The sequence below is a fragment of the Corynebacterium urealyticum DSM 7109 genome (assembly GCF_000069945.1).
Classification (GTDB): Bacteria; Actinomycetota; Actinomycetes; order Mycobacteriales; family Mycobacteriaceae; genus Corynebacterium; species Corynebacterium urealyticum.
This window is the reverse complement of record NC_010545.1, coordinates 603,836-629,270: the sequence shown is the minus strand read 5'-3', so window position 1 is coordinate 629,270 and position 25,435 is coordinate 603,836. Positions and strand designations below refer to the sequence as shown.

Annotated in this window: 15 protein-coding genes and 1 tRNA gene; 6 read left to right on the top strand and 10 right to left on the bottom strand. The window is 64.3% G+C overall.

The genetic code is table 11. From position 1 onward, the window contains the following. Positions 1 to 4: 4 nt before the first annotated feature. Positions 5 to 481, top strand: coding sequence for a hypothetical protein (locus CU_RS02580; protein ID WP_012359769.1), 477 nt, complete (start codon positions 5 to 7; stop codon positions 479 to 481). Between the two features lie 169 nt (positions 482 to 650). Here the strand turns inward: CU_RS02580 and CU_RS02575 are convergent, their stop codons facing one another. Beyond that, positions 651 to 2,210 carry a SulP family inorganic anion transporter gene (locus CU_RS02575; RefSeq protein WP_012359768.1) on the bottom strand — a complete coding sequence of 520 codons (1,560 nt, stop codon included), beginning with the start codon at positions 2,208 to 2,210 and terminating at the stop codon, positions 651 to 653. A 169-nt stretch (positions 2,211 to 2,379) separates the two neighbouring features. On the opposite strand from CU_RS02575, the gene CU_RS02570 reads away from it, so the two are divergent. After that, positions 2,380 to 2,784: a MerR family transcriptional regulator gene (locus CU_RS02570; protein WP_012359767.1), complete on the top strand. Its 405-nt coding sequence runs from the start codon at positions 2,380 to 2,382 to the stop codon at positions 2,782 to 2,784. A gap of 318 nt (positions 2,785 to 3,102) precedes the next feature. Here CU_RS02570 and CU_RS02565 read toward each other — a convergent pair whose 3' ends face one another. Continuing rightward, positions 3,103 to 4,482: an IS3 family transposase gene (locus CU_RS02565; protein WP_012360835.1), complete on the bottom strand. Its 1,380-nt coding sequence runs from the start codon at positions 4,480 to 4,482 to the stop codon at positions 3,103 to 3,105. A gap of 181 nt (positions 4,483 to 4,663) precedes the next feature. Between CU_RS02565 and CU_RS02560 the strand changes: the two genes are divergently transcribed. Then, a complete protein-coding gene (locus CU_RS02560; RefSeq protein WP_012359766.1) occupies positions 4,664 to 5,842 on the top strand; it encodes an IS256-like element ISCur2 family transposase in 1,179 nt (392 codons plus the stop codon). A 114-nt stretch (positions 5,843 to 5,956) separates the two neighbouring features. On the opposite strand, the gene CU_RS02555 is transcribed toward CU_RS02560, so the two are convergent. Together CU_RS02555 and CU_RS02550 are read right to left on the bottom strand one after the other, a co-directional pair. After that, positions 5,957 to 6,033 (bottom strand) — tRNA-Met (locus tag CU_RS02555). Positions 6,034 to 6,244: 211 nt separating this feature from the next. Next, the gene (locus CU_RS02550; protein ID WP_012359765.1) at positions 6,245 to 9,247 is read right to left on the bottom strand and encodes a UPF0182 family protein; all 3,003 of its coding nucleotides are present in this window, start codon (positions 9,245 to 9,247) and stop codon (positions 6,245 to 6,247) included. A 141-nt stretch (positions 9,248 to 9,388) separates the two neighbouring features. On the opposite strand from CU_RS02550, the gene CU_RS02545 reads away from it, so the two are divergent. Further along, positions 9,389 to 9,925, top strand: a complete 537-nt coding sequence (locus CU_RS02545) for a PPA1309 family protein (RefSeq protein ID WP_041628461.1) — start codon at positions 9,389 to 9,391, stop codon at positions 9,923 to 9,925. Positions 9,926 to 9,960: 35 nt separating this feature from the next. Here CU_RS02545 and CU_RS02540 read toward each other — a convergent pair whose 3' ends face one another. Next, positions 9,961 to 11,037, bottom strand: a complete 1,077-nt coding sequence (locus CU_RS02540; RefSeq protein ID WP_012359763.1) for a YlbL family protein — start codon at positions 11,035 to 11,037, stop codon at positions 9,961 to 9,963. Positions 11,038 to 11,219: 182 nt separating this feature from the next. Here CU_RS02540 and CU_RS02535 point away from each other — a divergent pair, with 182 nt between their 5' ends. Continuing rightward, entirely contained in the window at positions 11,220 to 12,890 is a 1,671-nt protein-coding gene (locus CU_RS02535; protein ID WP_169847095.1) for a zinc-dependent metalloprotease, read from the top strand. Positions 12,891 to 12,966: 76 nt separating this feature from the next. Here the strand turns inward: CU_RS02535 and CU_RS02530 are convergent, their stop codons facing one another. Beyond that, positions 12,967 to 13,563 (bottom strand): M48 metallopeptidase family protein, encoded by a 597-nt coding sequence (locus CU_RS02530; protein WP_012359761.1) that lies wholly within the window; start codon positions 13,561 to 13,563, stop codon positions 12,967 to 12,969. Positions 13,564 to 13,869: 306 nt separating this feature from the next. Between CU_RS02530 and CU_RS02525 the strand changes: the two genes are divergently transcribed. After that, complete coding sequence (locus CU_RS02525; protein WP_231837728.1) at positions 13,870 to 14,760, top strand: hypothetical protein; 891 nt, start codon at positions 13,870 to 13,872, stop codon at positions 14,758 to 14,760. Positions 14,761 to 14,788: 28 nt separating this feature from the next. On the opposite strand, the gene CU_RS02520 is transcribed toward CU_RS02525, so the two are convergent. The 4 genes from CU_RS02520 to CU_RS02505 all read right to left on the bottom strand — a co-directional run bounded on the left by CU_RS02520 (position 14,789) and on the right by CU_RS02505 (position 25,374). After that, entirely contained in the window at positions 14,789 to 16,939 is a 2,151-nt protein-coding gene (locus tag CU_RS02520; protein WP_012359759.1) for an ATP-dependent DNA helicase UvrD2, read from the bottom strand. Beyond that, the gene (locus CU_RS02515) at positions 16,940 to 18,013 is read right to left on the bottom strand and encodes a potassium channel family protein (protein ID WP_012359758.1); all 1,074 of its coding nucleotides are present in this window, start codon (positions 18,011 to 18,013) and stop codon (positions 16,940 to 16,942) included. A gap of 138 nt (positions 18,014 to 18,151) precedes the next feature. Next, the gene (locus CU_RS02510) at positions 18,152 to 21,811 is read right to left on the bottom strand and encodes a UvrD-helicase domain-containing protein (protein ID WP_012359757.1); all 3,660 of its coding nucleotides are present in this window, start codon (positions 21,809 to 21,811) and stop codon (positions 18,152 to 18,154) included. Then, entirely contained in the window at positions 21,808 to 25,374 is a 3,567-nt protein-coding gene (locus CU_RS02505; protein ID WP_012359756.1) for an ATP-dependent DNA helicase, read from the bottom strand. Before CU_RS02505 ends, CU_RS02510 begins: the two co-directional genes overlap by 4 nt. Positions 25,375 to 25,435: the final 61 nt, after the last annotated feature.

Sequence of the window (25,435 nt, the reverse complement as noted above, 5' to 3'; positions counted from 1 at the left end):
GGCAATGTCGAAAGAGTCCGAAAGCCTGCACAAGGCAGCAGAAGCATCTAAGAAGGCTCGCAGCGCCCTGCTCCAGGAGAAGGAGTCCAACGAAAAGCTGCTGGAGAAGATACGTGCAGAGCGCAAAAAGTACAACGACGACATGGAAAAGTCGAACACGAACTTTATTAAGGCCTGCATGTCTGCCTCGTGGATTGCAGCCAGTGTTCTCTTCGTTGCTATCGCACTCGTTGCTGTCGGAGCCTTGGGGAACGGGCTGCTAAGTATGCTCGGCATACCCGACGGCGTGTCTGCCTTGTGGGGTCACGTCCAGGAGGCCAACGGCATCGGCCCAACACTGGGCTGGTTGGCGTTAACACTTATCGTCATAGGGGTTCTTATAGCGCTTATGACCTGGATGTTGTCCCAGGCTGCGCCGGGTATTGCTCACTTAGTCGAGGAATACCGTCGCAATCACCCGAGGAAAGAAACGAACCACTAACTAGAACACGTGCACCGTAAAAAGTAAAAATCCCCACAACACAGCGTAGCGGTTAACCGCTACGCTTCTTTTATGCTCTTCCTATGCCCCAACTTTGCAACAGCACCAATAAACTGGCGCCCCGGTTATAAGTTGGGGCGCCAAGTCGATGTGCTCGAGTCGGGGGATGTTAGTGGCCGGTGCCAAGCCGGCCAGACAGGCGGTTCAGCCGGTCCTGACTGGGACCGTCGAGCCCGATAATGGACACGGTTTTACCCTTGTCCTGGAATTTCTGGGTGATCGAATCGAGGGTGGCCACCGTGGAGGCGTCCCAGATCTCGGCCATCATCATGTCGATGATGATGTGGTCGGCTTCATCGGTGTAGTCGAACTGGTAGACCAGGTCATTGCTTGATGCCCAGAACAGCTGTCCGGAGACCCGGTAGGTGCGAATATCGATCGTGCCGTCGCGGTCCACGTCGAGCTCGCGAACCATCTCGATCCGAACCAAGTGGGCCACCCGGCGGGCGAACATGATCATCGCGGTGACCACACCCAGGACCACACCAATCGCCAGGTTGTGGGTGGCTAGGGTGGCAATAATCGTCACGGCCATGACGATGGTTTCGCTCACCGGCATGAGTTTGAGTGTGCGTGGGTGCACGGAATGCCAGTTCACGGTGCCGACCGAGACCATGATCATGATCGCGACCAGGGCGGCCATGGGGATCATTCCGACGATATCGCCTAGTGCCAGGACGAGGATGAGCAGGAAGACACCCGAGAGCAGGGTGGATAGTCGGGTGCGTGCGCCGGATTCGCGGACGTTGATCATGGTCTGGCCGATCATCGCGCAGCCACCCATGCCGCCGAAGAAGCCGGAGGTGATGTTCGCGACACCCTGGCCCCAGCTTTCGCGGGTCTTATCGGAGTGGGTGTCGGTGATGTCGTCGACGAGCTTGGCGGTCATCAACGATTCCATGAGACCGACCACGGCCATGGCCAGGGCGTAGGGGGCGATGATCTGGAGGGTTTCCAGCGTGAGGGGCACGTTCGGGATGAATAGTTCCGGCAGGGACTCAGGCATCTGGCCCATGTCCGAGACCGTCGGGACGGTGAAGCCGGCAACAATGGCCAGGCCGGTCACCACGATGATCGTGATCAGCGGGGCCGGGATCACCCCGGTGACCTTCGGCCAGAAGATCATGATCAACACGCCCAGGCCCACCAGGGGGTAGACCATCCAGGGCACGTCGATCAGGTGCTCGAGCTGGGCGGTGAAGATCATGATTCCCAGTGCGTTGACGAAGCCGAGCATCACCGACCTAGGGATAAACCGCTGGAGTTTCGCCACCCCCAGCAAAGCCATCACGATCTGGATGACGCCGGCCAGCAGGACGGTGGCGATGAAATAATCCATCCCGTAATCACGCGCCACAGGAGCAATGACTAGGGCGATCGCACCGGTAGCACCGGTGATCATCGCCGGGCGGCCACCGGTGAAGGCGATCGCGATCGACATGACCACCGAGGAGAACAAGCCGACGGCTGGGTCGACACCGGCGAGGATGGAAAAGGCGATCGCCTCAGGGATCAGCGCGAGTGCGACGGCTAGGCCGGCCAGGACCTCCTTGCGGAGGCGGGTGAGTGAGGAGAACGCGTAGCGGAAGGATGCGACGACTCCGTTGGGGGCGTCGGTGCCCTCCGGATCAGATTGGGGGCGCGGAGCCACCGTGCTAGTTTCAGTCATAGATGTCCAATCTTTGAGGGGATAGTTAACTGGGCGAACGCCCGAAAGGAATCCAACCCTCTAGTAGCTTTAGGGTTGGTGATGGTGGTTATGGTAGCGGGAGTTTTGCTCAACCGCCAACCCAGGCACAGGAACCCGTGGGCAACATCACCGTGAAGGAGAACAGGCAATGCAAAACAGTAATTTCAAGATCGGCGAGGTCGTTGACCAGACGGGGTTGTCGATTCCCACCTTGCGTCATTATGACAACGTCGGCCTGATTAGCCCATCGGGGCGTAGCCCTGGTGGGTTCAGGCTTTATAGTGAGGCTGATGTACGTCGTGTTTTGCTGGTGCGACGGATGAAACCGCTGGGGTTTACTCTGGATCAGATGCGGGAATTCCTGGAAGCTGCGGAGATTCTTCATAGTTCGGATGGCGTGCAGGACAGTGATCCCGCACAGCAGGCACGGAGTAATGCCAAGGCCACCCTTGCCGACATTCGTGAGGAGACGCGCACCCGCTACGAAAAGCTACGCAAGCAAATTGCCTACGCTGAGGAATTCCTCGATCTGGTCAACACCCTGGCATCCTAAACTGCCCCCATCCTTCGCAGGGAGAAAAAGACCATCCTATTGGATGTGCTCTGTCGAGTCGCGTTCCAGATGAAGTGGACGAACGCCCGCGGCCTCTCCGGAGTGGATGGCGATAGTGCAGAGGACTTCTGAAATCCGTGCAGACGACTCCTCAAAACGACACAGTCATCCAAGGTCACAAAATCGAAAATTGTCACTTAACCCCATCACTTCCAAACCGGCTTAAGTGACAAAATGCCATCGCTAAAGTCCCGATTTGAGTCCCAGGAGGGTTAAAGGACAAAAGGGGACGCGGACATTTTGTTGGACAGTTTCGGGTCACGCTACATGAAGTTTTCGGTAGGCGGTGATACTCACACCGCCTAGACTGGTTTTGATCCGGTGGTTGTTATAGAACTCGATGTATCGCGCGATGGCTTCTTCGAGCTCTTTGGTGGTTTGCCAAACCTTGCCGTAGTACATCTCATTTTTCATACGGCCGAAAAATCCTTCACACGCTGCGTTATCTGGGCTGCAACCCTTTTTAGACATTGAGCTGACAATCCCGTATTTAGCGGTCAAACTGCGCCAGGTGCTACCGCGGTAATGTGCACCCCGGTCAGAATGAAGCACCAGGGAACCATCTGCTTCTGGCTGCTCCGCTTCAATGGCAGCAAGCAGGGTTTCCTGCGCCAACTCCATAGTGGGGTGCACGCTTGTTTTCGCGGCGACGACCTTGCCGTCAAAACAGTCGATTATGGCAGAGAGGTACACGCGACTATCGTGAGCTGCAAAAACACTGATGTCAGTTAGCCACAACTTGTTTGGGCTGTCAGCGTGAAAATTACGGTTCACCAAGTTGTCCGGAGCTGGTGAAATTTCTCCCTGATAGCTGGAGTACCTCCACTTGCGTTTCGGAAAGCGGGGCACGATTCCTTCTTCGCGCATGAGGCGACGAACAACCTTCTCGCTGATGATGATCCCACGATGACGCAACTCCCACCACATGCGTCGATAGCCGTACGTGTTGTCCGACTGCGCGTCGATGGCATGGAGTATGTCACGGATATGCTCGTGCTTATCGGGCCGGCTGCGTTGTTGAAGGTGGTAGTAAAAACTCGATTGTGCAAGGCCGATAGAGGCGAGCAGCATCGGCAAGGGGAAGTCAGGGCGTAGCGCGTCAACCACTGCGGTCTTTTGTCTATTACTGAGCTGACCTGGGATGACGCTGACGTCTTTTTTTACAAGCTCCAGCTCCTTTTCCAATACAGCTTTCTCGACCAGCAGCTTGGCCATCTGTTCTTTCAGTTCAGATGGATCATCCGGCAAAGATTTTTCAAGGGCTGCTCGGGTGGGGATGCGAGCACGTTCTTCTCGTTCCTTTTTCGACATCAGCCCCCATTGTCCCTCTTCACGATGGCGTTGTGTCCAAGAATAGACGCTCATTTTTGACCTCAGCCCACATTCTTGAGCGATGTCAGCTGGGCTCCAGCCGGCGTTGAAAAGTTCGACAGCACGAAGCTTGACCTCAAACGGGTAACGCGTCAAGGTTTTCGCCTGCTTACGCGGTCTACCTGGAGTGGTGGGTTCACGCAACCATTTGTACAGCGTCCATCTCCCCGGATACCCCAGCTGCCGGGTCGTCTTCGTCACCGACTGAGTGCGCTTATAAACCTCAATCGCTCTGCGACGCTGCTGATCTGTGTACGAACGGTTCATAAGTGGAATCCTCCAAGATCCCGTCCGCATCCCCAAATGTGTGTCCGGATTCGTCGATTTGTTTGGGTTGATCAGGGGTAATCCGGAAAGTATATGCTCCTAGAGCATATATCCGCCCCGGGGCGGCGAAATACCGGGTGTGACAGCAGCGTGTGGTAGGAGCTGGTGTTGGCATTGATCAATGCCGAAGAACAGACCACGCTGCCACTGCGGCGGGGAGATGAAACGCAACGGTAAGACCTCCGCCAACCGCACCCGGTGGCGGTGCAAAATCTGCGGCGCTTCCACCACCAAGCAGCGCCCCGATATCACCAACTCAGCAGCCTTCGCAGCATTTATCACCCACCTCACAACCGGTGCGAGCTTGGAAACCGCTGCCGCCGAAGCAGGGTGTCATCCGCGTACCCTGCAACGCCGGTTTGAACACTTCTGGCTAGTTGATGTCCCCGATCCCACGATCGGGCACGAAGGCCGGGTCTACGACCAGGTCTTTCTTGACGGCACCTACACCGCCGGCGGATGCTTGATTGTTGCCGCCACCTTGGATCACGTCATCGCTTGGCACTGGTGCACACGTGAGACCACCCGCGACTACCAAAGGCTCCTCGAACGTATCCCCGCGCCCCTGATCGCTGTCATCGACGGCGGCCAAGGCGCTGCCAGCGCAATCAAGACATGCTGGCCTGCAACGAAAGTGCAGCGCTGCCTCGTTCACGCCCAACGCGTGGTGCGTCGGCACACCACCTCACGCCCCCGCACCGATGCAGGACGAGCGATTTACCAGCTCGCGCTCAACCTCACGAAGATCACCGCTCTTGACGAGGCAGCCGAGTGGGGTGCACAACTGCACGAATACGGCACTATCTACCGCGACTGGATGAACCAGAAAACGTTCACAACCGACCCAGCGACACGGCAACACACCTGGTCATGGACGCATGAACGCACCCGCAAGGCCTACAACAGCCTCAACCACCTATGGCGCAACCAGCTGTTATTTGTCTATCTCGACCCACCTGACGGTGTCCTCGATGTCAGCCGGATCAAATCCACCACCAACAGCCTGGAAGGCGGCATCAACGCCCAGTTGAAACTGCTTGCCCGCACCCACCGCGGCAGATCCGGTGAACACCAACGCCGGATGCTGGATTGGTGGCTGTACCTGCAAACGGAACTGCCTGACGGCCCCGTTGAGATCGCCAGGCAGTCCAACTGGGGCCAGGACCAACTCGCCAAAGTATCCACCCTGACCCACAACGAGAACCAAGCCGACCACGAAACTGGACGACCAGCCCTCTACGACAACGCTATCGACACCGACTACACACACTCAATCGGCATCCAAAAAGGCCACATCTAACCCCGCGACACGCCGGAGTCAGACACACATTTTGTCGTTTAACCCGAATCCGCCGGCCTTAAGAGAAATAACTAAAGCCCCTACCAGTGTTTCTCCTGGTAGGGGCTTGGAAGTTGGTAGCGGGGGCAGGATTCGAACCTACGACCTCTGGGTTATGAGCCCAGCGAGCTACCGAGCTGCTCCACCCCGCGACGCTTGCGAGTACAGACTCAACCAATTCCTTGGCTGACCTCTGTCTGCAACATCGACTAGCCTAACAAGGCTTCATAGAAAAGCAAAATCGCCCGCTGGCCTGCGCTCTTCCATCGAGCGCCGCGACCAACGGGCGATCAGGGGGCTAGCTACTGGGCGGCCATGCGGTCACCCAGCTGGGGATCCCATCCTAGGGCTCCCAGCCCGCCCCTACTGCTGGGACTGCAGCTCGCGGACTGCCTTGTCCAGCTCGTCGAGGGCCTTGCCGAACTCCTCGAAGGAGCCGGACTGGCGGGTGCGGTTGACCTTGTCCATCGCATCCCGGACCTTGTCAGCAGCGTCGCCCTGTGGCAGCTGACCGGCCGCCCCGGAGCCCTGCTCCTGGTCCTTATCCTCGCCCTTACCGGACTCGCCTTCGTCCTTCTTATCGCCCTTGCCTGGGGCCACGACGCTGCCGTCGACCTCTTCCAGGTCCGTGGCCGCTGCCGGGTCGATGCCCACCTGCTGCAGCGCCTCGGCGATCGTCGGAGCGTAACCGACCTGTCCGTTATAGGACACCAGGACACGCAGCAGCTTCGGGAACGCGGACTCCTGGTCCTTGCGCTTGGAGTACACCGGCTCCACGTAGAGAACCTGACCGTCGCCGACGGGCAGGGTCAACAGGTTGCCGTTAATGACGTCATTCGACCCCTCCAGGAGGGTGCGCTCGCGGGCGACCTCGTCGGAGGACATCATCGTGTCCTGCGCCTGCTTCGGACCCTGGGTCTGCGTCTGGGTCGGCAGCACGCGCACGTGGATCTTGCCATAGTTCTCCGGATCAGAGGAGACGGTCATGTGCGCGGCCAGGAACTCACGACGCAGGCCACGGAACGGGGTGATTAGCTGGAAGCTCGGCTTACCGGTCTCCGGATCGGCGGCGACCACGTAGTACGGCGGCTGCGCCAGCTCGCCCTTGTTCTCCTTGGCCGTCGGGTCGGACGGCACGGACCAGAAGGCGTCGTTCTGGAAGAACACGCCCGGGTCGCTGACGTGGTAGCGGGCGATGAGCTCGCGCTGCACCTTGAACATGTCACCTGGGTAGCGCAGGTGCTGCATCAGCTCGTCGCTGATTTCGGACTTCGGCTTCACGACGTCCGGGAACGCGCCGCGCCAGGCCTTCAGGACGGGGTCCTTCTCGTCGAATTCGTAGAGCTCGACGGTGCCGTCGTACGCATCGACGGTGGCCTTGACGGAGTTACGGATGTAGCTGACCTTGTCGGTGACCAGCTGCTCACGGCGGACACCATCGGGGTTGGTCGTGTCCGTCGTGGTCTCCGTCAGGCTGGTGCGCTCGGAGTAGGGCAGGTCCGTCAGGGTGGTGTATCCGTCCACGACCCACTTGATGCGGCCGTCGATGACGGTCGGGTAGGTCTTCGAATCCGTGGTCAGCCACGGCGCCACCTTGTGCACACGCTCGCGGGGGTCGCGGTTGTACAGGATGCGGGAATTCTCGCCGATGCGGTCGGTGAGCAGCAGGTTCATCGACTCGAAGTGCGCGGCGTACATCAGGCGGTTGAATGGATTATTGACGTCCACCCCGCCCTTACCGGTGTAGGTGTAGTTGCTGTCCTCGGTGTCGTACTCCAGCGGGTTGCCGCCGGAACGGCCGACGATGGCGTAGTCCGAGTTCGGCGTCGGGTTGGAGGCGATCAGCGGGCCGAAGTAGATACGCGGCTGCTTCAGATCCAGCTCCAGCTCGCCACCCTGGCGGCCCCGCTCCAGGGACTGCAGGTCGGCGACGGTGTAGACCGGGTAGCCACCGCGGGCGGAACCGACGTCGCGGGCCACCTCGTCGACCTTGCGGGCCGGGGCGGCGATGAAGCCGTTGCCGTGGGTGTAGACGGTGTGGCGGTTGATCCAGTCCTGCTGGTTGCCTTCCAGGGTATTGGGGTTCAGCTCACGAGCTGCGACGACAAAGTCACGCATCTTGCCATCAACCTCGTAGCGGTCCACGGCGAGTTCATCGGAGAAGCCGTAGAAGTTACGCAGCTGCTGTTGCTGGGTGAACGTCGGGGACAGAACCTGCGGGTCGAGAAGACGGATGTTGGAGAGAGTGACGTCGTCCTGGGCGATGGAGCGCTCCGCCTTCTTGCCGCCCTGCTTGGTGCCCCAGTTGCGCTCGTAGGTGACATTATCGTCCCCGAGGCCGTAGGCGTGGCGGGTGGCGTCGATGTTGCGGGCGATGTACTCGCGCTCCTTCTCCGCGCGGTTCGGCGCGACGGAGAACTGCTCCAGGATCGCTGGCCAGGCCACGCCGGCGACAAGCGAGGTCAGCAGCATCAGGGCCACGGCGAGCGCCGGGATGCGCAGGTCCTTCATCACGATGGTGAGGAAGAACAAGGCAGCGACGAAGATGGCGACGACGAGCAGGACGATCTTCGCGGGCAGGACGGCGTTGATATCCGTGTAGGAGCCACCAGTGAAGGTGTCGTGCTGGCGGTTGAGCAGGTCGTAGCGGTCGAACCAGTAGCCCACGGCCTTCACGATCATCCAAATGCCAGCGATGATCGCCAGCTGACGGCGGGCCGCCGGAGCAACCTTCGCCTTCTCCCCCACCCGCGGGTTACCGGTGGTGATGGAGCCCAGCAGGTAGTGACCGATGCCGTTGACGAAGAACGCGATGATGAGGATGAAGCTGAGCATCCCCAGGATGAGGTTCAGCATCGGCAGGTTAAAGGCGTAGAAACTTAGGTCCTTGCCGAACTGCGGATCCTCCACCCCGAAGGAAGAGGAGTTCCAGAACAGCATCGCGCGGCGCCAGTTGCCCTGCGCGACCAGGCCGACGACGATGCCCGCCAGGATCGGCAGCCACACCAGCATGGGGCGGACGGTTTGACGGATTGCCGGGCGGTTCGCAGCCAGTGGCGAGGCTGAGCCGAGCGACTCGAGGCTAGTCGGCCCCTTGCGGTAGGCGGCAAAGGCTGCCAGCCAGACGATCACCCCCGCAACCAGGCCGAAGATCAGGAATAGGATCACGCGGGTGATGATCACGCCGAAGAATACGCCCTGATATTCCAGGTCACGGAACCACTGCCAGTCCGTGTACGCGCCAACCACGATGGGCACCAAGAAGAACGCCACGCCCAGCGCCATGACCAGGCCGGCGATAATCTTGGAACGGCGCGAGGGCGTGAAGTTTGCAGATGAGGCGCCAGATGGAGGCTGTGCCGACATACTCAAGGGTTCACTACTTCCTACGCAGGATCAGATCTAACTGTCCAGAATACGTAGTAAAACTTTTCTCGCGAAATGGGTTTTTGCCCCTACCGCTGTTGGCTGCCGCCGCCCCGCGGACGGCGGGTTAAAATCGCGGCCATGAACCTCAACGATGACCGCATCTTGAACGCCGCCCTCATGGAAGCCGTGGATTTCATCCAGGCCGAAGGTTGGGACCGTCCCGCTACCCTGTTCGCTCTCGTTCCGACGGAGCTGGTCGCCGACGCCCTGGAGCTCACCGAGGCCCGCAACCCGCTCTCCCTGATCGTGCAGGACGACCTGCCGGAGCACATTCGCCCCGGATCGGAGGAGCTGGGCGAGTTCGTCGCCTCCATCCGCTGGCCTTCGCAGGTGGTGGGTGCGATCCTGGCCCAGGAGATCTCCTTCCTGGACTCCTCCCTGGGCGAGGACGCTGCCCCGCAGCAGGCCCGACTGTTCAGCGGCATCTTGGACGCAGGCGCCCGGGACGGCGCCGCGGCCGCCGGCGATGGTTCCGAACGCACGTTGCTGCAGTTGCGCCCGACCGAGGAAGAACTCGCGGCTGACCCCTTCGGCCAGGACCGCGTAGAGCTGCGGGGCGGGGAGGATATTGCGCCGGGCGTGATCGCCGCGCTGCGCGCCACCTTCGTGGACTAGCGGGTTCGCTAGGGCTTAGCTAGGCTTTGCTGCCCCTAGCTGCAGGTGTCAAAGCCGCCGCCGGAGCGAATGCCCTCGAGGTCCTTGACCGCATCCTCGAGGGAGTCGACTTTCACCAGCTTCGGCCCGGCGTCCTCCACGGTGAGCGCCTCGGCACAGTTACCGGCGGGCACCAGGAAATACTCGGCCCCGGCATCCGCGGCGGCGCGGATCTTGTGGGTGATCCCGCCGATGGCACCGACCTGGCCGGCAGCATCGATGGAGCCGGTGCCCGCGACGAACGCGCCGCCCGTCAGATCTTGCGGGGTTAGCTTGTCCACGACGGCGAGGGAGAACATCAGCCCCGCGGAAGGTCCGCCGACGTCCTGCAGGTTATAGCGCACGCGGATCTCACCCGCAGGCTGGGACACGGAGGTCACGCCCAGGAACGCGGAGCCCTGCCCGGCCCGCTGGAGGTGCTTCGGCGGCTCCCCGAGCGTGACGGTCACCGTTTCCTCCTTGCCCTGCCGTTCCACGAGGACGTCGATCTCGTCGCCCGGCGCGTGCTCGCCGACCACGCGGGCGAGTTCATCGGGCGTTGTGATGGGGCGCCCACCGACCTCGCGGATGACGTCGTTGACCTTGATTTTCCCCGCTGCCGGTGCGTCGTCCAGCACGTCGATGACGGCGGTTTCCAGCGGCTTGTTGAGGTAGTTCATCGCCGCGGTGGTGGCGTTCGACTCCGAGGCGGCAAAAGCAGCCTGATTCTGCTGCTGGACTTCCTCGGGCGACTTATTCGCGGGGAAGATCTGGCCGATCGGCACGAGGGTGTCGTCTGTGGTCAGCCACCGGGCGAGCGCCTGGCCCAGGGTGAGCTTGGTGTGCACGGAGACGGTGGTCATGTTGAGGTGACCGGCGGGCTTACTGGTCTCCGCACCGGTGACCTCGACGACCTGCTTGCCGCCCTCCTCGCCGAGGGTGTTGAAGGTCGGGCCCTTGCCCTCTGCTGCGTAGGGAACCGTCAGGTCGATATCGGTGCCCGGGATGCTCGGCAGGCCAAGCAGGGTCACCAGGACGACTACCGGGGCGGCGCCCAGCGCGATCGTTCGGTTGCGACGGTTCCAGATTTTCATCGTTCATACCCTACCTGCTCGTGGGGCTCGTGTTGTTAAGGCGAGGCCGGGGGGTGGCTACGGGCCGACGTCCTTAATCAGGAAGAGTGACGGGTCGCGGCGGTGGCGCCGTTCGCTCACAGCACACGGAATGGGCAGATTTTGGTGGGGCGCTGTCCGCTGCGATCAGTAAGGTTGTTGGCATGAGTAATTTCGGCTTCGGCATGCACCCCAACAACAACGGTGGCAACGGCGACGACAACGGCCGCGACGATGATGACCACAAGGATGGTCAGAACGGCGGTGACGGTCGTGGCGGCCAGGGCGACGGTCGAGGTAATAATCCTTTCGAATTCATCTTTGGTGGCCCGGGCGGCTCGGGTGGTTCTGGGCAGTCGAATCCCTTCGGCGGTGGCTTCGGTGGTGGGAACCTCGGCGATCTGTTGAACCAGTTCGGCTCGATGTTCAGCGGCTTTGGTGCGGATCTGAACAGCACGGGTGCCGATGATGCCGTGAACTATTCGATGGTGGAGCGCACCGCTCGCCAGCACATCCGCAGCAAGCAGCAGGCCGGCCAGGGCGGGCAGAACCCGTTCGGCGGTTTGTTCTTCGGCTTCGGGGCTGGCCCACAGCGGGGCTCGGAGTCCAGTGCGCCGAGCCAGTCGGATTCCCAGGCCGTGGCTGAGTCCGTTCGTCTGGCGGAGCTGTGGCTGGACGGGGCGACGACGCTGCCTGCGGGCGCGACCGGTTCCGTCGCCTTCGGCCCGGAGCAGTGGCTGGAGGAGACGCTGGAGACCTGGAAGCGGATCTTCACCCCGCTGGCGGAGAAGCTCGGCGAGGCCGCGATGGGTGAGATCCCGGAGGAGATGCGGGATCAGATGGGTCCGCTGGCCGGCATCATGCGCCAGGTCAATGCGATGAACTTCTCCATGCAGTTGGGCCACACGCTGGGCGAGCTGGCGACGGGTGTCAGCCACTCCACACAGTGGGGAATGCCACTGGCAGGGGGAAACGTGGCGGCTGTGGCGACCGCGCAGCTGGAGTCCATGGCCGAGAAGCTGGGCACGGATAAGCGGGAGGCGCTGATTTACCTGGCGACCCGCGAGGCCGCACACCACCGCCTGTTCAAGCACGTGCCGTGGCTGGCCGAGCGCCTCATCCTGGATGTTGAGGAGTTCGCCCGCGGGCTGGCGCTGGATACCTCCGCCATGGAGGAGGCGATGCGGGAGCTCGACCCGGAATCGATGAATGATCCGGCGAAGATGCAGGAGATGATGGCTCAGATGCAGGGCCAGGACCTCTCCCCCAAGGTCGTGTCCGCCAATGCGCACGCCCGCGAGCGGCTGGAGACCAGCCTGAGCCTCGTGGAGGGCTGGGTGGATTACGTGGTCGGCCAGGCGCTGGCAGACCGGATGCCGAATGCACCGATCCTCACCGCGGCATGGTCCTCCTACCGCAACACCGAGTCCCCGGAGATGGAGGCCCTGAGCAAGACGGTGGGTATTTCCCTGCTCGCGCCACGTGCCAACGATGCCGCTGGTCTGTGGCACAAGCTGGACGAGGCCGTGGGCGCGGAGAAGCGCGACGGCATCTGGGATCACCCGGACCTGCTGCCGACGGCGAAGGACCTCGACAACCCGGCTGGGTTTATCGGCAAGGTAGCTTTCGACGGCGAGGAGGAGGACTTCGACCCGATCAGCGAGATCGAGAAGCTGGAGGCGGAGTTGAACCGCCAGGGCGGGCCGCGCGAGGAGCGCACCAACCGCCGCCGTCCAGAGCAGGATGACAAGCGGGATCAGACCCCGGAGTCGAAGGACGACGAGGACGACGCTGGAAAGAGCGACGGCGACGACAACGGCAACGGCGAGCGCTAGATTCTGGGGACGGGGGGCGTCGGGAACGGGGGACCGTCGTGAACGGGGGCGTCGAACGTCGTCGTCGGCGCCGCGCCTAGAGCTGTGACTCCGGGCCGTCGCCGGGGCATCCCCAGCGCTGATAGGCCTCGAGGTACCCGCGGGCCCGCTCGAGCTGCGGGGTGTGGCGAGCCCATTCCCAAAAGTCTGGGCCGTGGTTGGGGATCCACGTGTGCACCAGTTCGTGGATGACCACGGAGTTCAGCACGTAGTCCGGCACCTGCTTGAGCCGGTGGGAGATACGAATCCGCCCGGTGCTGGGGGTGCAGCTGCCCCAGCGGGTCGTCATGTTCTCCACCCAGGTGATGGAGGTCCACTCCGCCCGGCCGCCCAGGTACTTATCATTGAGCGCCTCGGCCAGGGCCTGGAGCTGCTCGTCGCTGCGTTTGTGGTTCGTGGCCCGGGTGGCTTTCTTCTCCAGCCGGGTGATCAGCCCCTCCCCCGCTGCCACCAGCCGCTCCAGCCCCATCGCGGCCGGGGCGAGCAGCACGACCTTGGTGCCTTCCCAACGGGCGGTGATGGTTTTCTTCCGCCGCGCCGAAAGCCGCACCTCCACCGGGCGGGTCGGGGTTGATAGCCGCGCGGCGGCCTGCTGGGCCTTGCGTTGCGTGGCGGTGGGCTGGGCGCTGTTCATGACAGGCCATGTTAGCTGCCTGGTGGTGTGGGAAAACCTTCGCGTGGCGCCGCCGCTGCGCCCGCGGGGTGTACGCGATGTGCCTGCGGGGTTTCGCGCTTTGCCCACGCCACGGCGCCTGCGTGGCTACAATTCTGCGCAGATACAGCACACGGGCGGCAGGGGGTCGCCCGGGCGCGGATGGGGCCGCGCCGAGGGGAGCTGCCACACCGAGGGGGAATAATGGCGCACGCGACCGCCGAGAAGACCAGGTCACAGGGGCTACACACTGCGGTTTCTACCGCGCGCCCCAGTCCACCCGCGCGGATGGTTCTTCGACCCGGCACGGCGGTGCTGATGCGGCCGGACCGCAGCATCCAGTTCGGTATCCACCCCGGCAACGCGGTGGTCCTTCCGGTGCCACCCTCCGTGGATCCCGGCCAGGTGCTGCAGGTAATGATGCAAGCCCGCGCGGGCATGACCGCCGAGGATCTCACCGCCACCCTGGGGTACTGCGGCTTCACCGCCATGGAGGCGGCTTCCATCGCGGAAGAACTCACGCGGGCCGGAGTGCTGGTCGTAACCGAGGAGCAGGCCATCCCGCTGCTGCGCTTCGGCAAGCCCTCCCTGGCGCTCGCCGATGCCCTTTTCACCCATGGCGTGAAGGTGGACTGGTTGGAGGCGCCACGCACCACCAGCGACGCCCGGGCTGGACAGGTCATCACCAGCCAGGGCCGCACCGCCCGAAAGGACGTGCTGATCCTACCGGGTGGGCTCTTCCCGCCGCCGGATGTGCAGTTCTGGCTGCACGAAAAGCTCATTCCCCACTACCCCACCGGGGTGATCGACGGGTGCCTCACCTTCGGCCCGCTGATCATCCCCGGGCGCACCGCGTGCTTGAGCTGCATCGACCAGGCCTACCTGGAACGCGACGCGCTGTGGCGCAGCACCCGGGCGCAGGCCACCGCCCGGCCGGTCAGCTACACCACCGCGGAACACGGCCTGCTGGCGGAGATCACCACCCAGATCATTCGGGAGCACATCATCCCGTGGCGCGACGCCGGCTCGGATCCGGCCGCGATCCCGCCCCTACTCACCCGGCGCCAGTTCTTCGACACCGCAGGTTTCGCTATCCAGCCTGAGGAGGTGCGGCGCGAACCGGAGTGCGTGCTCTGCCGCATGGCCGAGGCTGGCCTTGGTCTCGACCCGACCCGCTAGGCCCCCGTGTGCTCGCGCACCAACGCCACTATCCTGAGGCGTAGTTCGCGGTGATGGCGAGGACGTCCTCCCCGAACTGCTCGATCTTCATCGGCCCCACCCCCGGGACCTGAATGAGCTCCGCTGGGCTGGCGGGCATGCGCTGCGCGATGGCCAGCAGCGTGGCATCCGTGAACACCACGTACGCCGGCACGCCCATGGACTTCGCGGTCTCCAGCCGCCACTCGCGCAGCTCCCCGATGACCACCTGGTCGGTTTCCAGCGAGTGCTGCCCGCAGCGGCCGAGGATCTTCGCCTCCGGAGTGGACAGGGGCGTGCCACAGACGGCGCAGGCGTTCTTCGGGGCGCCCGTTTTCCGACGACGTCGCGCCTGGTCCAGATCGATGGCCAGTTCGCCGTCGTCCTCGTCCTCCCACGGCACCAGGTCGTCGAGGAAGCGGGTGCGCACGCGGGATTGTTTGCCGCCCTCCTGCCGGGCGAGGGCCCACGAGAGGTGAAGGTGCTCTCGGGCGCGGGTCACGCCGACGTAGAGCAGGCGGCGCTCCTCCTCGATCGCGTCGGCGGCACCTGCGCCCTTGAGTGCGTGGTGGATCGGGAACATGCCCTCGTAGAGGCCGACGAGGAAGACGGCGTCCCACTCCAGGCCCTTGGCCATGTGCACGCTGACCAGGGTCACGCCCTGCACCTTCGGCGGGTTCTTGGAGCGCACCCGCTCCTGCAGCATGCCGATGACCCCGAGGTAGCTGATCTGTGGGTTCGCGGTGAGGATCTCCTCGATCAGCTCCACCAAGGCGTTGAGGGACTGCCAGCGCTGGCGCTCCTGCGCACCGCTGGGCTCGGCGGCGGTGAGGCCCACCGGGGCGAGTGCAGCCTTTGCTGCGTTGAGGATCTCCTCCCGGGTCTCCGGTCCGGTGCCCTCTGCTCCAGCAGCACTGCCTGGCTCACCGGCCGGCTGGCCACCGAAGTTCCGCGCGCTCTTTGCCAGCGAACCCAGGCCCTGCCGGATCTCGGCGCGAGAGAAGAAGCCCTCCCCGCCCTTGACCTGGTACGGGATCCCGGCTTCCTCCAGGGCGTACTCGAGTGCACCGGCCTGAGCGTTAATGCGGTACAGCACCGCGATCTCCGCGGGCTGCACGCCCTGTTTGATCAGCTGGGCGATCTTCTCCGCCACCCCCTTGGCCTCTGCGACCTCATCGGGGTACTCCACGAACTCCGGCTCCGGGCCGTCGGGGCGCTGGCCCTCCAGCTTCAGCCGGGTCCCGGCGGCCCGGCCCTTGGCCTTGCCGATCACCTCGTTGGCTAGCTCCACGACCTGCGGAGTGGAACGGTAGTCCCGGTGTAGGCGCACGGTCGTGGCCTCGGGGAACTTCGTGGTGAAGTCCAGCAGGTAGCTGGGGCTGGCTCCGTTGAAGGAGTAAATGGTCTGGTTGGCGTCGCCCACGACGGTGAGGTCGTCGCGCTCGCCGAGCCAGGCATCAAGCAGGCGTTGCTGCAGCGGAGTGACGTCCTGATACTCGTCGACCACGAAGGTGCGGTACTGGGAGCGGAACTCCTCGGCGATACCGACGTTGGACTCGATGGCGGCGGCCATATTCAGCAACAGGTCGTCGAAGTCCAGCAGCATGCCCTCGGGCGTGGCCTTGAGCTGCTCGTAGTTCTTAAACACCTTGATGAACTGCTCGGGGCTCACGGGGCAGTCGCGGCGCTCCGGCACCATGACCTTCGGGTAGTCCTCCGCGACGACGAGGGAGGATTTGCACCACTCCACCTCGCCGATCAGGTCCTTGAGCAGCGTAGTGGTGGGCTCCAGGCCAGCACCTCGGGCGGCACGGGACATGAGCGGGAACTTGGAGTCCACGAGCTTCCACGGCAGGTCGCCGGCGTATTTCGGCCAGAAGTATCCGAGCTGGCGCATGGCGGAGGCGTGGAAGGTGCGGGCTTGGACGCGCGCGACGTTCATCATCGCGAGGCGTTCCCGCATCTCGGAGGCAGCCCGGGAAGTGAAGGTCACGGCCAGCACCTGGTCGGGGTTGACGAAGCCGCCATCCACGAGGTGGGCGATGCGGTGGGTGATGGTGCGGGTCTTGCCGGTGCCCGCTCCCGCGATGATCGCGACCGGCCCGCGGGGGGCGGTTGCTGCGCGTAGTTGTTCCGGATCCAGGTGGTCCCTGGTCTCCAATTACTCTCCCTCCTCGAGGTTGCCCATGCCGCGGACGTAGAGGATGCGGTCTCCCGGTTCGACGGTCTCGGCTTCGGCGGAGTCGATGCGGTACAGCGCGCCGGAGCGGACGATGCCAAGCACGATGTCCTCCAGCACGCGCGGGTTGCCGCCGACCTCTTCTTCCTTGGCGGGGCGTTCGGCGATGGAGAAGCCCTCGTCCGGGGAGAGCAGGTCCTCCATCATTTCAGTCACGGATGGGGTGACGGTCGCCAGACCCATGAGGCGGCCGGCGGTCTCACTTGACACCACCACGGAGTCCGCGCCGGACTGGCGCAGCAAGTGGGAGTTATCGGATTCACGCACGCTGGCGATGATGGTGGCCGAAGGCGCGATCTCTCGGACAGAGAGGGTGACCAGCACGGCGGTGTCGTCCTGGTTCGGGGCGACGACGACGGCCCGGGCGCGGTTCACACCGGCGAGTTTCAGCACGTCGGAGCGGGTCGCCGAGCCGTGGACGGTGACCAGACCCTGGGCGTTGGCGAGGTCGAGTGCTTCCCGGTCGAGGTCCACGACCACGATCTGGGATGGGGAGACGCCGTCGGCGAGGAGGGCTGCCACGGCAGACCGGCCCTTCGTGCCGTAGCCGATGACGATGGTGTGGTTGCGCATTCTTTTCCTCCAGCGGCGGATCATGAAGGTTTGGCGGGATTCCTTCGTCAGCACGGTCAGCGTCGTGCCGACCAGCAGGGCGAGGAAGACGATTCTTAAGGGGGTGACGATCAGGGCCGTGATGAGGCGTTCCTGCTGGCTGACCGGGGTGACGTCGCCGTATCCGGTGGTCGACAGGGTGATCGTTGAGTAGTACACCGCGTCGATGAAGGTTTCGATGCCGGTGTATCCCGCCCTGCCCCGGTAGGTCAGCAGCGCCACCCCGAGGATGAGGCCGAGGGCGTAGAGCATGCGGCGGCCGATGAGCCTCCAGGGGCTGCGGTATTCCTCCTCCGGCAGGCGGAGGATGTTGAGCAGCGCGTGCGGCGGGAGACCGTCAAGTTCGCCTTCCGTCTGGAAGCGTTCCCGCATTCTAAACCGCATGACTTCCTATCCTCAGATGGGTTTCGTGGGGTGGGTTCGTGCCCTGCCCCAGCAGTTATTGGACGCCCGGCCCGTGGGTCGGCCCGCCCCCGCCCCGAGGCTCGGGGCGGGTTGTCGTGAACCATCAAATCCTAGGGCTTAGGACTTGTTCAAGCCTAGCCGGGCGATGAGTTCTTCTTCGTTCGGCAAGTCTTGCACGTAGTGGGTGTGCTGGGTGCGCACATAGAAGAACGCGGTGCGCACGTTATCCACCGGCACCTCCACACCCAGCTGGCGGCTCAGGATTTTCGCCCAGGCCAGCCGGTAGGCGGCCAGCTGGAGCTCGGCATTCTTCATATCCCGGCCGGTCGGCATCTGCCCAGTCTTCCAGTCGACGACGAGCCATCCCGCGGCGGGGTCCTCGCCTTCGTGGAAGACGGCATCCATCCGGCCGTTGAAGACGAATCCGCCGATGTTAACCAGGTAGGAGCCCTCAACCGACTCCGGGGTGCGCTGCGCCCACTCGGAGCCAAGGAACTTGTTTTTCAATTCCTCGAGCTGCGGGTCCTGGAGGGTGGCGTCGGAGGCGCCAGGCATTTCGTCCTCGTCGAAGAGCATGGCTTGGTTGTAGTGCTGCTCCACCCAGTTGTGGAAGGCCGTTCCGCGCTTGGCGTAGGGCTGGGGCTGCATCGGGATGGGGCGACGACGCCGCCGTGCGAACTGTTCCGGGTCCTGGTTCATCGCGACCGCTTGGGTTGCGGTGAGCATCGGGTCGAGTGGGACCTCCACGGCGGTGAGGGTGCGCTGCTGGTGCTCTTGGATCAGCAGGCGGGTTTCCTCGTCCCATTGGCGGGTCAGCATGTCCTGGCTGGCGGCAGATTCAGTGGCGGAGTCACCGGTGGTTGCCGCGCCGATCGCGTCAATGACCATGCCCGCTCCGTCGGCAGCACCAGGTCTGCTGGCCAGTGGCGCGGGCTGCGGCCAGCTGGCCTGCTCGCCGTCGGCTTCGGCACGGCGACGCTCAAGCGCATAGTCCTCGCGCGCGATGAGCTGCTCTGGCGTGGGATAGAAGTAGTGGTCGATCTCGGTGGCGTTGCCCTTCTCCACCCTCGCGGCATCTGACTTACTTGGCTTGCGCCCCAGGTCGGACCAGGTGTGCACACTCGCCCCTGCCAGGGGCGCACGGGAATCGGTGATGCGGTTGCGCAGCAGCACCAGGTTCAGCGAGGGGTCCACGGCGGTAACGCCGGAACTATACGCGGAGCCACTCACCAGCAGCACACGTTCGGTGCGGGTGATTCCCACGTAGAACAGCCTCTCGCTCTCCTGGGCCTCCTTGGCTTGCAGCTGAACTTCGAAAGCATCAGCAGCCTTGGTGAGGTCCGCGCTCTTCTCGGCGTGGCTAGCGTCATAGAGCGGGTAGCCGCCCGGTTGGCCTTCGTTCTCAGCGTCGCCGCGCAGACTGGAGGGGATGCGCTCGGCCTTATGAAGCCATTCTTCAAGCCTGACGCCTGGGGTTTCGGCGTCGAAGAAGTTCTTGCGGTGCGCATAAGGTACGGCAACGATGTCCCACTCCAGCCCCTTGGAGCGGTGGACGGTGAGGATCTGGACGGTATCGGTTTTCGCCTCGACCTCGCCGGGTTCCAGGCCGGAGTCGTGCTCGTGGGCAGCGCGCAGGTAATCCACCAGGATCGACGCGTTGGAGCCACCGAGCTGGGAGAAGCTCTGGACGATGTCCGCGAACTCGTCGAGGTGGCTGGTGCCGATCGAGTCATCCGGGTTGCGGTGCCAGCGGGTGAGCACCTCGGTGCGGATGCCGATCATGTCCTCGATGTCCGCGATGAGGTCCGGCAGTGGCTTGGTGAGGCAGTTGCGGCGCAGGTGGCCGAGCTCGCGGGAGAGTTCGGCGATGGCTCGCGCACCCCGCGGGCTCATCCCTTGCTCTTCGGCATCCGCGAAGTCCGCGATGGCGTCGGCCAAACCAACGGTGGCGTCCGCGGGGTTGGGGATCGCTTCGAGGAGTTGCTCACGTAGCGGGGATTCGAGGCTCTTCAGCTCCTCGTAGGCGGGATTGTGGATCCACGGGTCCTCTCCCCCGGCGCTGGTCGTGTCCTGATTGACCTCTCCTGGGTCGGTGTCCCCCTTGGCGCGGCGCTGGAGCTGCTGAGCGCGGCGGGCGAGGATCTGCAGGTCCCGAGCCCCGAGGTTGAAGCGCGGGCCGGTGAGCAAGCGGAGCATCGCGGGGTCATCCTCCGGGTCGACGAGGGCGCGCAGGGTGGCGTAGACATCCGCGACCTCGGGGATGTCCAGCAACCCCGCCCCACCAGTGAGTTCCACCGGCACGCCCTTGGCGCGCAGGAGCTCGAAGATCGGTAAGGCTTCTTTGTTCTTCCGCACGAGCACGGCCGCACTGAAGGGGTCAACCTTCTCCCCCGATACGGCGGCGGCCTCCTTGCGCTTCTTGAAGCTCTCCCAGCGCTGTTGCAGCTGGTCGGTGAGCCATTCGAGTTCCTGGTCCTCTTCGTCGAAGAAGGCCACCTGGATTTCTCCATCCTCGGCTCCCGCGCGGGGCTTCAGCTCGGAGACGGTGCGGTTCTCACCCAGAGTGCGGGAGGAGACGACGTTTGCGAGTTCCAACACGGAGGCAGGGTTACGCCAAGAGGTGGTTAGCTCGAACTTTTGGGCGGGTTCCCCGCGGAAAGGGAAGTCGGTTTCGAAGTTCCCGAGGTTGGAGGAGGTCGCCCCGCGGAAGCCATAGATCGCCTGCATGGGGTCGCCCACGGCGGTGACGGCGAGTTCGTCGTCCTGCCCATCCCCGAAAAGGGAGCGCAGCAGCACGCGCTGAGCGTGCGAGGTGTCCTGGTACTCGTCCAACATGACCACGCGGAAGCGTTCGCGCTGGGACTGGCCGACGATCGCATGCTCGGAGGCGAGCTTGGCGGCGAGGGTCATTTGCTGGCCGAAGGTGCGCACATCGAGTTCCTGGAGGCGTTCCCAGTACTTCTTAACCCAGGGCAGCAGGTCGAGGCGCTCCTGGTTGGCGTCGCGGAGCTTGTAGGCGGCCTTGGAAAGCGGCTTGCCCACGCCGTGTTCGACCTGCTGGATGGTATCGATCAGCGCTTCGGTTTCGCCACGGACGTCCTTAAGTTCTGCGAGGTGGTTATCCATCTCATCGGAGAGCCTGTGGATGAAATCGATCACGGTGACCATCGAGCGTGAGGTTTGCATCTCGCGGTCGTGATCAAGGAGCAGCTGACGGGTGATCATCCATTTTTCGGCGTCGCTGATGATCCGCCCGCTGGGTTCCACGGGGGCAAGCAACCCGTACTCCCCGACGATGTTGCCGGCGTAGGAGTCGTAGGTGGAGACCGCGGGCGAGATGTTGCGCAGCGCTTCGTGGCGCGGGTCGTCGGCTGGCAGCTGCTCGCGGAAGCCACTGCGGGCCAGCGTTTCCAGCCGGCCCCGGATACGCTGGCCAAGCTCGTTGGCGGCCTTGCGGGTGAAGGTCAGGCCCAGGACGTGTTCGGGCAGGACGTAGCCGTTGGCGACGAGCCAGACCACGCGCGCGGCCATCGTTTCGGTCTTGCCGGCGCCGGCACCAGCGACGACGATGTAACTGCCCTGCGGTGGCGCGCTGATGACTGCCGACTGTTGCGGGGTAGGTGGGTAGGGTTGTTTGAGCCACCGGGTGGCGAGTTCCTCGGGGCTGATGATTCCGCCGGCTGGTTCCTGCATTGCTGCCTTTCGCTGCTGTGCGCTGTGCGGGGTCGGGTGCTGGGCGTTGTGTGTGCTCTCGGAGCGTGGCTGCTGCGGGCTCATGAGCTCACCACGGTTTTCCCGGCGTCCTTGGCCGGGCAGATCAGGTGGTAGCTGCAGTACTTGCACTGTGCATCGCCTGGGGTGGCTATCTGTACGGGCTCGCTGATTTGCTCGGCGGCGGCGAGCAGGTTCTGCCTCGTCTCGGCGAGCTGCTCGGGAGAGAAGTCCGGCTGACTGGACTTCTTGAGCTTCCCTTCGCTGGTGGCGGGATAGATCAGGTGAGCACCGTATGGTTGCTTGCCGCGATTCACATGCACGAGGAATTGATAGGCGCCGAGCTGGCGGCTGGCCTGGGCTTCGGCCGCAGTTTTGGGGGTTTTCCCGGTCTTGAAGTCGTAGACAACCACCCGGCCGTCCGCATCGGTGGCCATGAGGTCAATTCGGCCGCGGAGAAAGACCTCCTCCCCAGTGGGCAGGGTTCCCAGGGTGGTGTCGAGCTGCTGCTCGACCTCCCATTCCGTCCCCTCGGTTTGTGTGCACGTCTCCGTAATCCAGCTGTGGAGGTTCGCGATGCCCTGCTCCCAGCGTTCGAGTGCTGCGTTGACTTCGAATGCTGGTCCCACAACGGCCCATTTCAGTGCGGTGCGCGCGGCGTATTGGGCGTCTTCCAGGCTGAGGTCTTGTTGGACGATGGCCTGGGCGATGGCGTGGACGACGGTACCCACCCGCATGGGGTTGGTTTCCTCCTGCGCCCCGCGGTTGTCGTCGAAGAAGGTTTTGAGCGCGCAGTTATCGATATTGTCCAGCTTGGAGGGGCTCAAGGACACCCCTCCCCGCCGGTCGGTGACCCGCTCCATGGTGGTGGGTTCAGCCATGCCCCACCAGTCGACAGGGTGGCTGCCGAAGATCCCGGCCTCAGCCATCGCGGCGAGGTTGCGTGCGGCGGCAACCCGGCGGTGGTGCCGCTGGGTGGGGTCGGTAACCACGTCGCGCAGTTCGGCGATGAGTGGCTCGAGAGCGAGCACTCGTGGTAGGGCGCTGAGCTGTTCCGCTGGGCTCAGCTGGTCCGATGAACTCAGCTGCTCGGCCGGGCTGGCCTGCACTGCAGGCCCTCCCTGCTGCGCGGAGTCCCCCAGTTCCAGGCCCAGCCCAAGCTCCCCCTGCACGGGCTCGCCCGGCGTGGCCTCCTGACCCACCGGATCTTCCTGCTCAATCTGGTCCACGGTTCCCAGCGGCACAGCTGCTCCCGGCGCGTCGGTGATCTCCTCCACGAAGCGGGAGGGCACGCCGTTTTCCACGCTGGCGTTGTCGATACAGGTCACCAGGGTGCTTCGAGTAGCCCGCGAGATAGCGACGAGGAAGAGCCTCCGCTCCTCATGGACAGCACTCGCCACCCGCGAGACCCGCGTGCCGGGCTCAATCCCCCGGTCCAGCAGATCAACGAGTTCCAGCTGGCCGAAGAGCCCGCCCACGGTGGGCCCGGCGGGCCAGCTGCCTTCCTGCACGCGGGTGACGACCACGGTGTGCCACTGGCGTCCCACGGCGGCGTGGGCGGGCAGGATCTCCACGGCGTTGCTGGCGACCCCGCGCTCACGGCCACCGGTGGGCAGCTCCTGGGCGCGGACTTCCTCGCAGAAGGTGCGGATCGAGGCGTTGGGGTGGCGTTCGACGAAGTCCCCGGCCATGTCGAAGAGCATCATCACCGAGTCGAGATCCTGGTCCGCCTGCGAGCCGAAGGTCCCGCCGCGCAGGGCCCGTTCCTGCAGGCGGGTGTCCAGCCCGGTGGCCTTCCAGATCTCCCAGAGCACCATCTCCACGGATTGTCCCGCCCGTTGTGCCTCCCTGCCCGCGGTGAGGACGTCGCTCATGTCCTGCAGGATCTGCAGCTCGCGGTTGTTGAAGCCCGCGGTCCACTCGGCGGCGTCCTCCGCGCTGGCGGTGCCGTTGAGCAGGGTGCTGAGTGCGTCGCTGGACTGGAATGGCAGGCCCGCGGTGTTCTCCGGCACCGGCTTGCCCTGCAGGCGTTGGCGGGCCAGCGCCTGGGCCAGCACGCGCTCGAGGCGGCGCACCATGATCGGGTCGGCGCCACCGACCATGGATTCCATGAGTACCCGCACCTCGGAGTTCTCCAACGGCCGGTAGGTGGCCTCCAGTGCGGTGAGCAGCAGCCGGATCAGGGGCTGTTCCGCGAGGATGATGGAGGTCTGATCGACCCGCACCGGTACCCCGTGGGTGAGCAGGGCTCGCCGGATGGGTGCGATCTCCCCGACCGAGCGCACGATGACAGCCATGTCCTGCCAGGCCACACCGTCGCGGACGTGGGCGCGGCGCAGGGCATCGGTGATGTGCAGCCGCTCGGCGGTCCCGGAGTTCGCGCGCAGCACTCGGATCGGCTGGTTCCGTTCTCCCCCGGCACCAGACGTGGCCCCAGCGCGGCCTGCATCCGGCGCGACCAACTCCCCTGCCGTTGCCTCAGCTTCCTGGGCCGCCTCAGCGCCCTCAGCCACGCGCAGCGGGATGCGGGTGTCCACGTGCGGTAGGTGCCCGGTCAGGGCATTGATGGCACGTGCGGTGGGAGCTCCAAAGCGTTGGGATCCGCTCAGGACCACACGGTGATTCTCGTCGGCGGCGTATTTGCTGAGTAGCTCCTCATCGGCCCCGCGGAAGTGGAATACACACTGGTCGGGGTCGCCGGCGAGCACCACCCGCGTTTCAGGAGTGAAAAACTGCTCCAGGAACTCGGCAGCCGCCGGATCCAAATTGTGGGCATCATCGATGAGGATCAGCCGCAGCTTCTCCCGCCACCGGTCGAGCTGTGCCCGCCCCGGACCATCGGCCATCTCTTGCAGCGTGGTGTGCAGCAGTTCGGAGGCGTTCAGGCTGATGGACTGGGCCAGCCGCCTCGTCTGGCGGTACTCGTCGAGGAACTGCCCTGCCCCCACCCACATCGGTTGGTCGTACTTCTCCCCCAGCGCGGTGAGCTCGCCCGGCCCCACCCCGCGCTCCTCGGCGCGCAGCAGCAAATCGCGTAGCTGGCGGGCGAAACCCACATACCCCAGCGCTGGTCTGATGTGCTTCGGCCAGGCTCCCGCACCGTCCTCCACATGCCCGGCCAGCAGCAGCCGCACATCCGCATCGTGCTCGGCACCGGTGAGCAACCGCGGTGCTTCCCGGTCGCTGGCCAGCAGCATGCTGCGCAGCGCAGCGAAAGCCCACGAGTGCACGGAACGCACCGGCGTGCGCGTCGCCGCGAAGCTGCTCATGCTTGCCAGCCTGGCCACCAGCTGGGTGTTCACGGCCGTGGCGGCGTCCTTGGTGGGGGTGACCACCATGACCTCCTCCGCCGAACCACCCGCGGCGAGGAAGTGGACCAGCGTGTCGACGAGCAGGCTCGTCTTGCCTGTCCCCGGTCCGCCCAGGACGGTCCACGGCGCGGAGCTATCGATGCGCTCATCGCCGGTGACGATGGCCCCGGCAAGCCCGTCCCACTCGTGGCCTTCCTCCCCCACCCGGCGCGGCGGCTGCAGCACGACCTTCGCCGCCTCGCGAGCCCCCAGGCGGTCCTCCGGCGTGCTCGGGGAGGCCACGGCGGTCGGCTGTTGATTCTTGGCTGTGTCCGTCATGCCATCAGTATGGCACCCGGTGCAGACACGCCCCGCCGATTCCTTCGGCGGTGTTCGATTT

Coding starts and splice junctions, on each gene's coding strand:
- CU_RS02580 (WP_012359769.1), top strand. CDS start 5: ATGTCGAAAGAGTCCGAAAGCCTGCACAAGGCAGCAGAAGCATCTAAG.
- CU_RS02550 (WP_012359765.1), bottom strand. CDS start 9,247: ATGTCGGCACAGCCTCCATCTGGCGCCTCATCTGCAAACTTCACGCCC.
- CU_RS02560 (WP_012359766.1), top strand. CDS start 4,664: ATGCCGAAGAACAGACCACGCTGCCACTGCGGCGGGGAGATGAAACGC.
- CU_RS02565 (WP_012360835.1), bottom strand. CDS start 4,482: ATGAACCGTTCGTACACAGATCAGCAGCGTCGCAGAGCGATTGAGGTT.
- CU_RS02575 (WP_012359768.1), bottom strand. CDS start 2,210: ATGACTGAAACTAGCACGGTGGCTCCGCGCCCCCAATCTGATCCGGAG.
- CU_RS02525 (WP_231837728.1), top strand. CDS start 13,870: ATGGTTCTTCGACCCGGCACGGCGGTGCTGATGCGGCCGGACCGCAGC.
- CU_RS02505 (WP_012359756.1), bottom strand. CDS start 25,374: ATGACGGACACAGCCAAGAATCAACAGCCGACCGCCGTGGCCTCCCCG.
- CU_RS02540 (WP_012359763.1), bottom strand. CDS start 11,037: ATGAAAATCTGGAACCGTCGCAACCGAACGATCGCGCTGGGCGCCGCC.
- CU_RS02510 (WP_012359757.1), bottom strand. CDS start 21,811: ATGAGCCCGCAGCAGCCACGCTCCGAGAGCACACACAACGCCCAGCAC.
- CU_RS02530 (WP_012359761.1), bottom strand. CDS start 13,563: ATGAACAGCGCCCAGCCCACCGCCACGCAACGCAAGGCCCAGCAGGCC.
- CU_RS02545 (WP_041628461.1), top strand. CDS start 9,389: ATGAACCTCAACGATGACCGCATCTTGAACGCCGCCCTCATGGAAGCC.
- CU_RS02535 (WP_169847095.1), top strand. CDS start 11,220: ATGAGTAATTTCGGCTTCGGCATGCACCCCAACAACAACGGTGGCAAC.
- CU_RS02515 (WP_012359758.1), bottom strand. CDS start 18,013: ATGCGGTTTAGAATGCGGGAACGCTTCCAGACGGAAGGCGAACTTGAC.
- CU_RS02570 (WP_012359767.1), top strand. CDS start 2,380: ATGCAAAACAGTAATTTCAAGATCGGCGAGGTCGTTGACCAGACGGGG.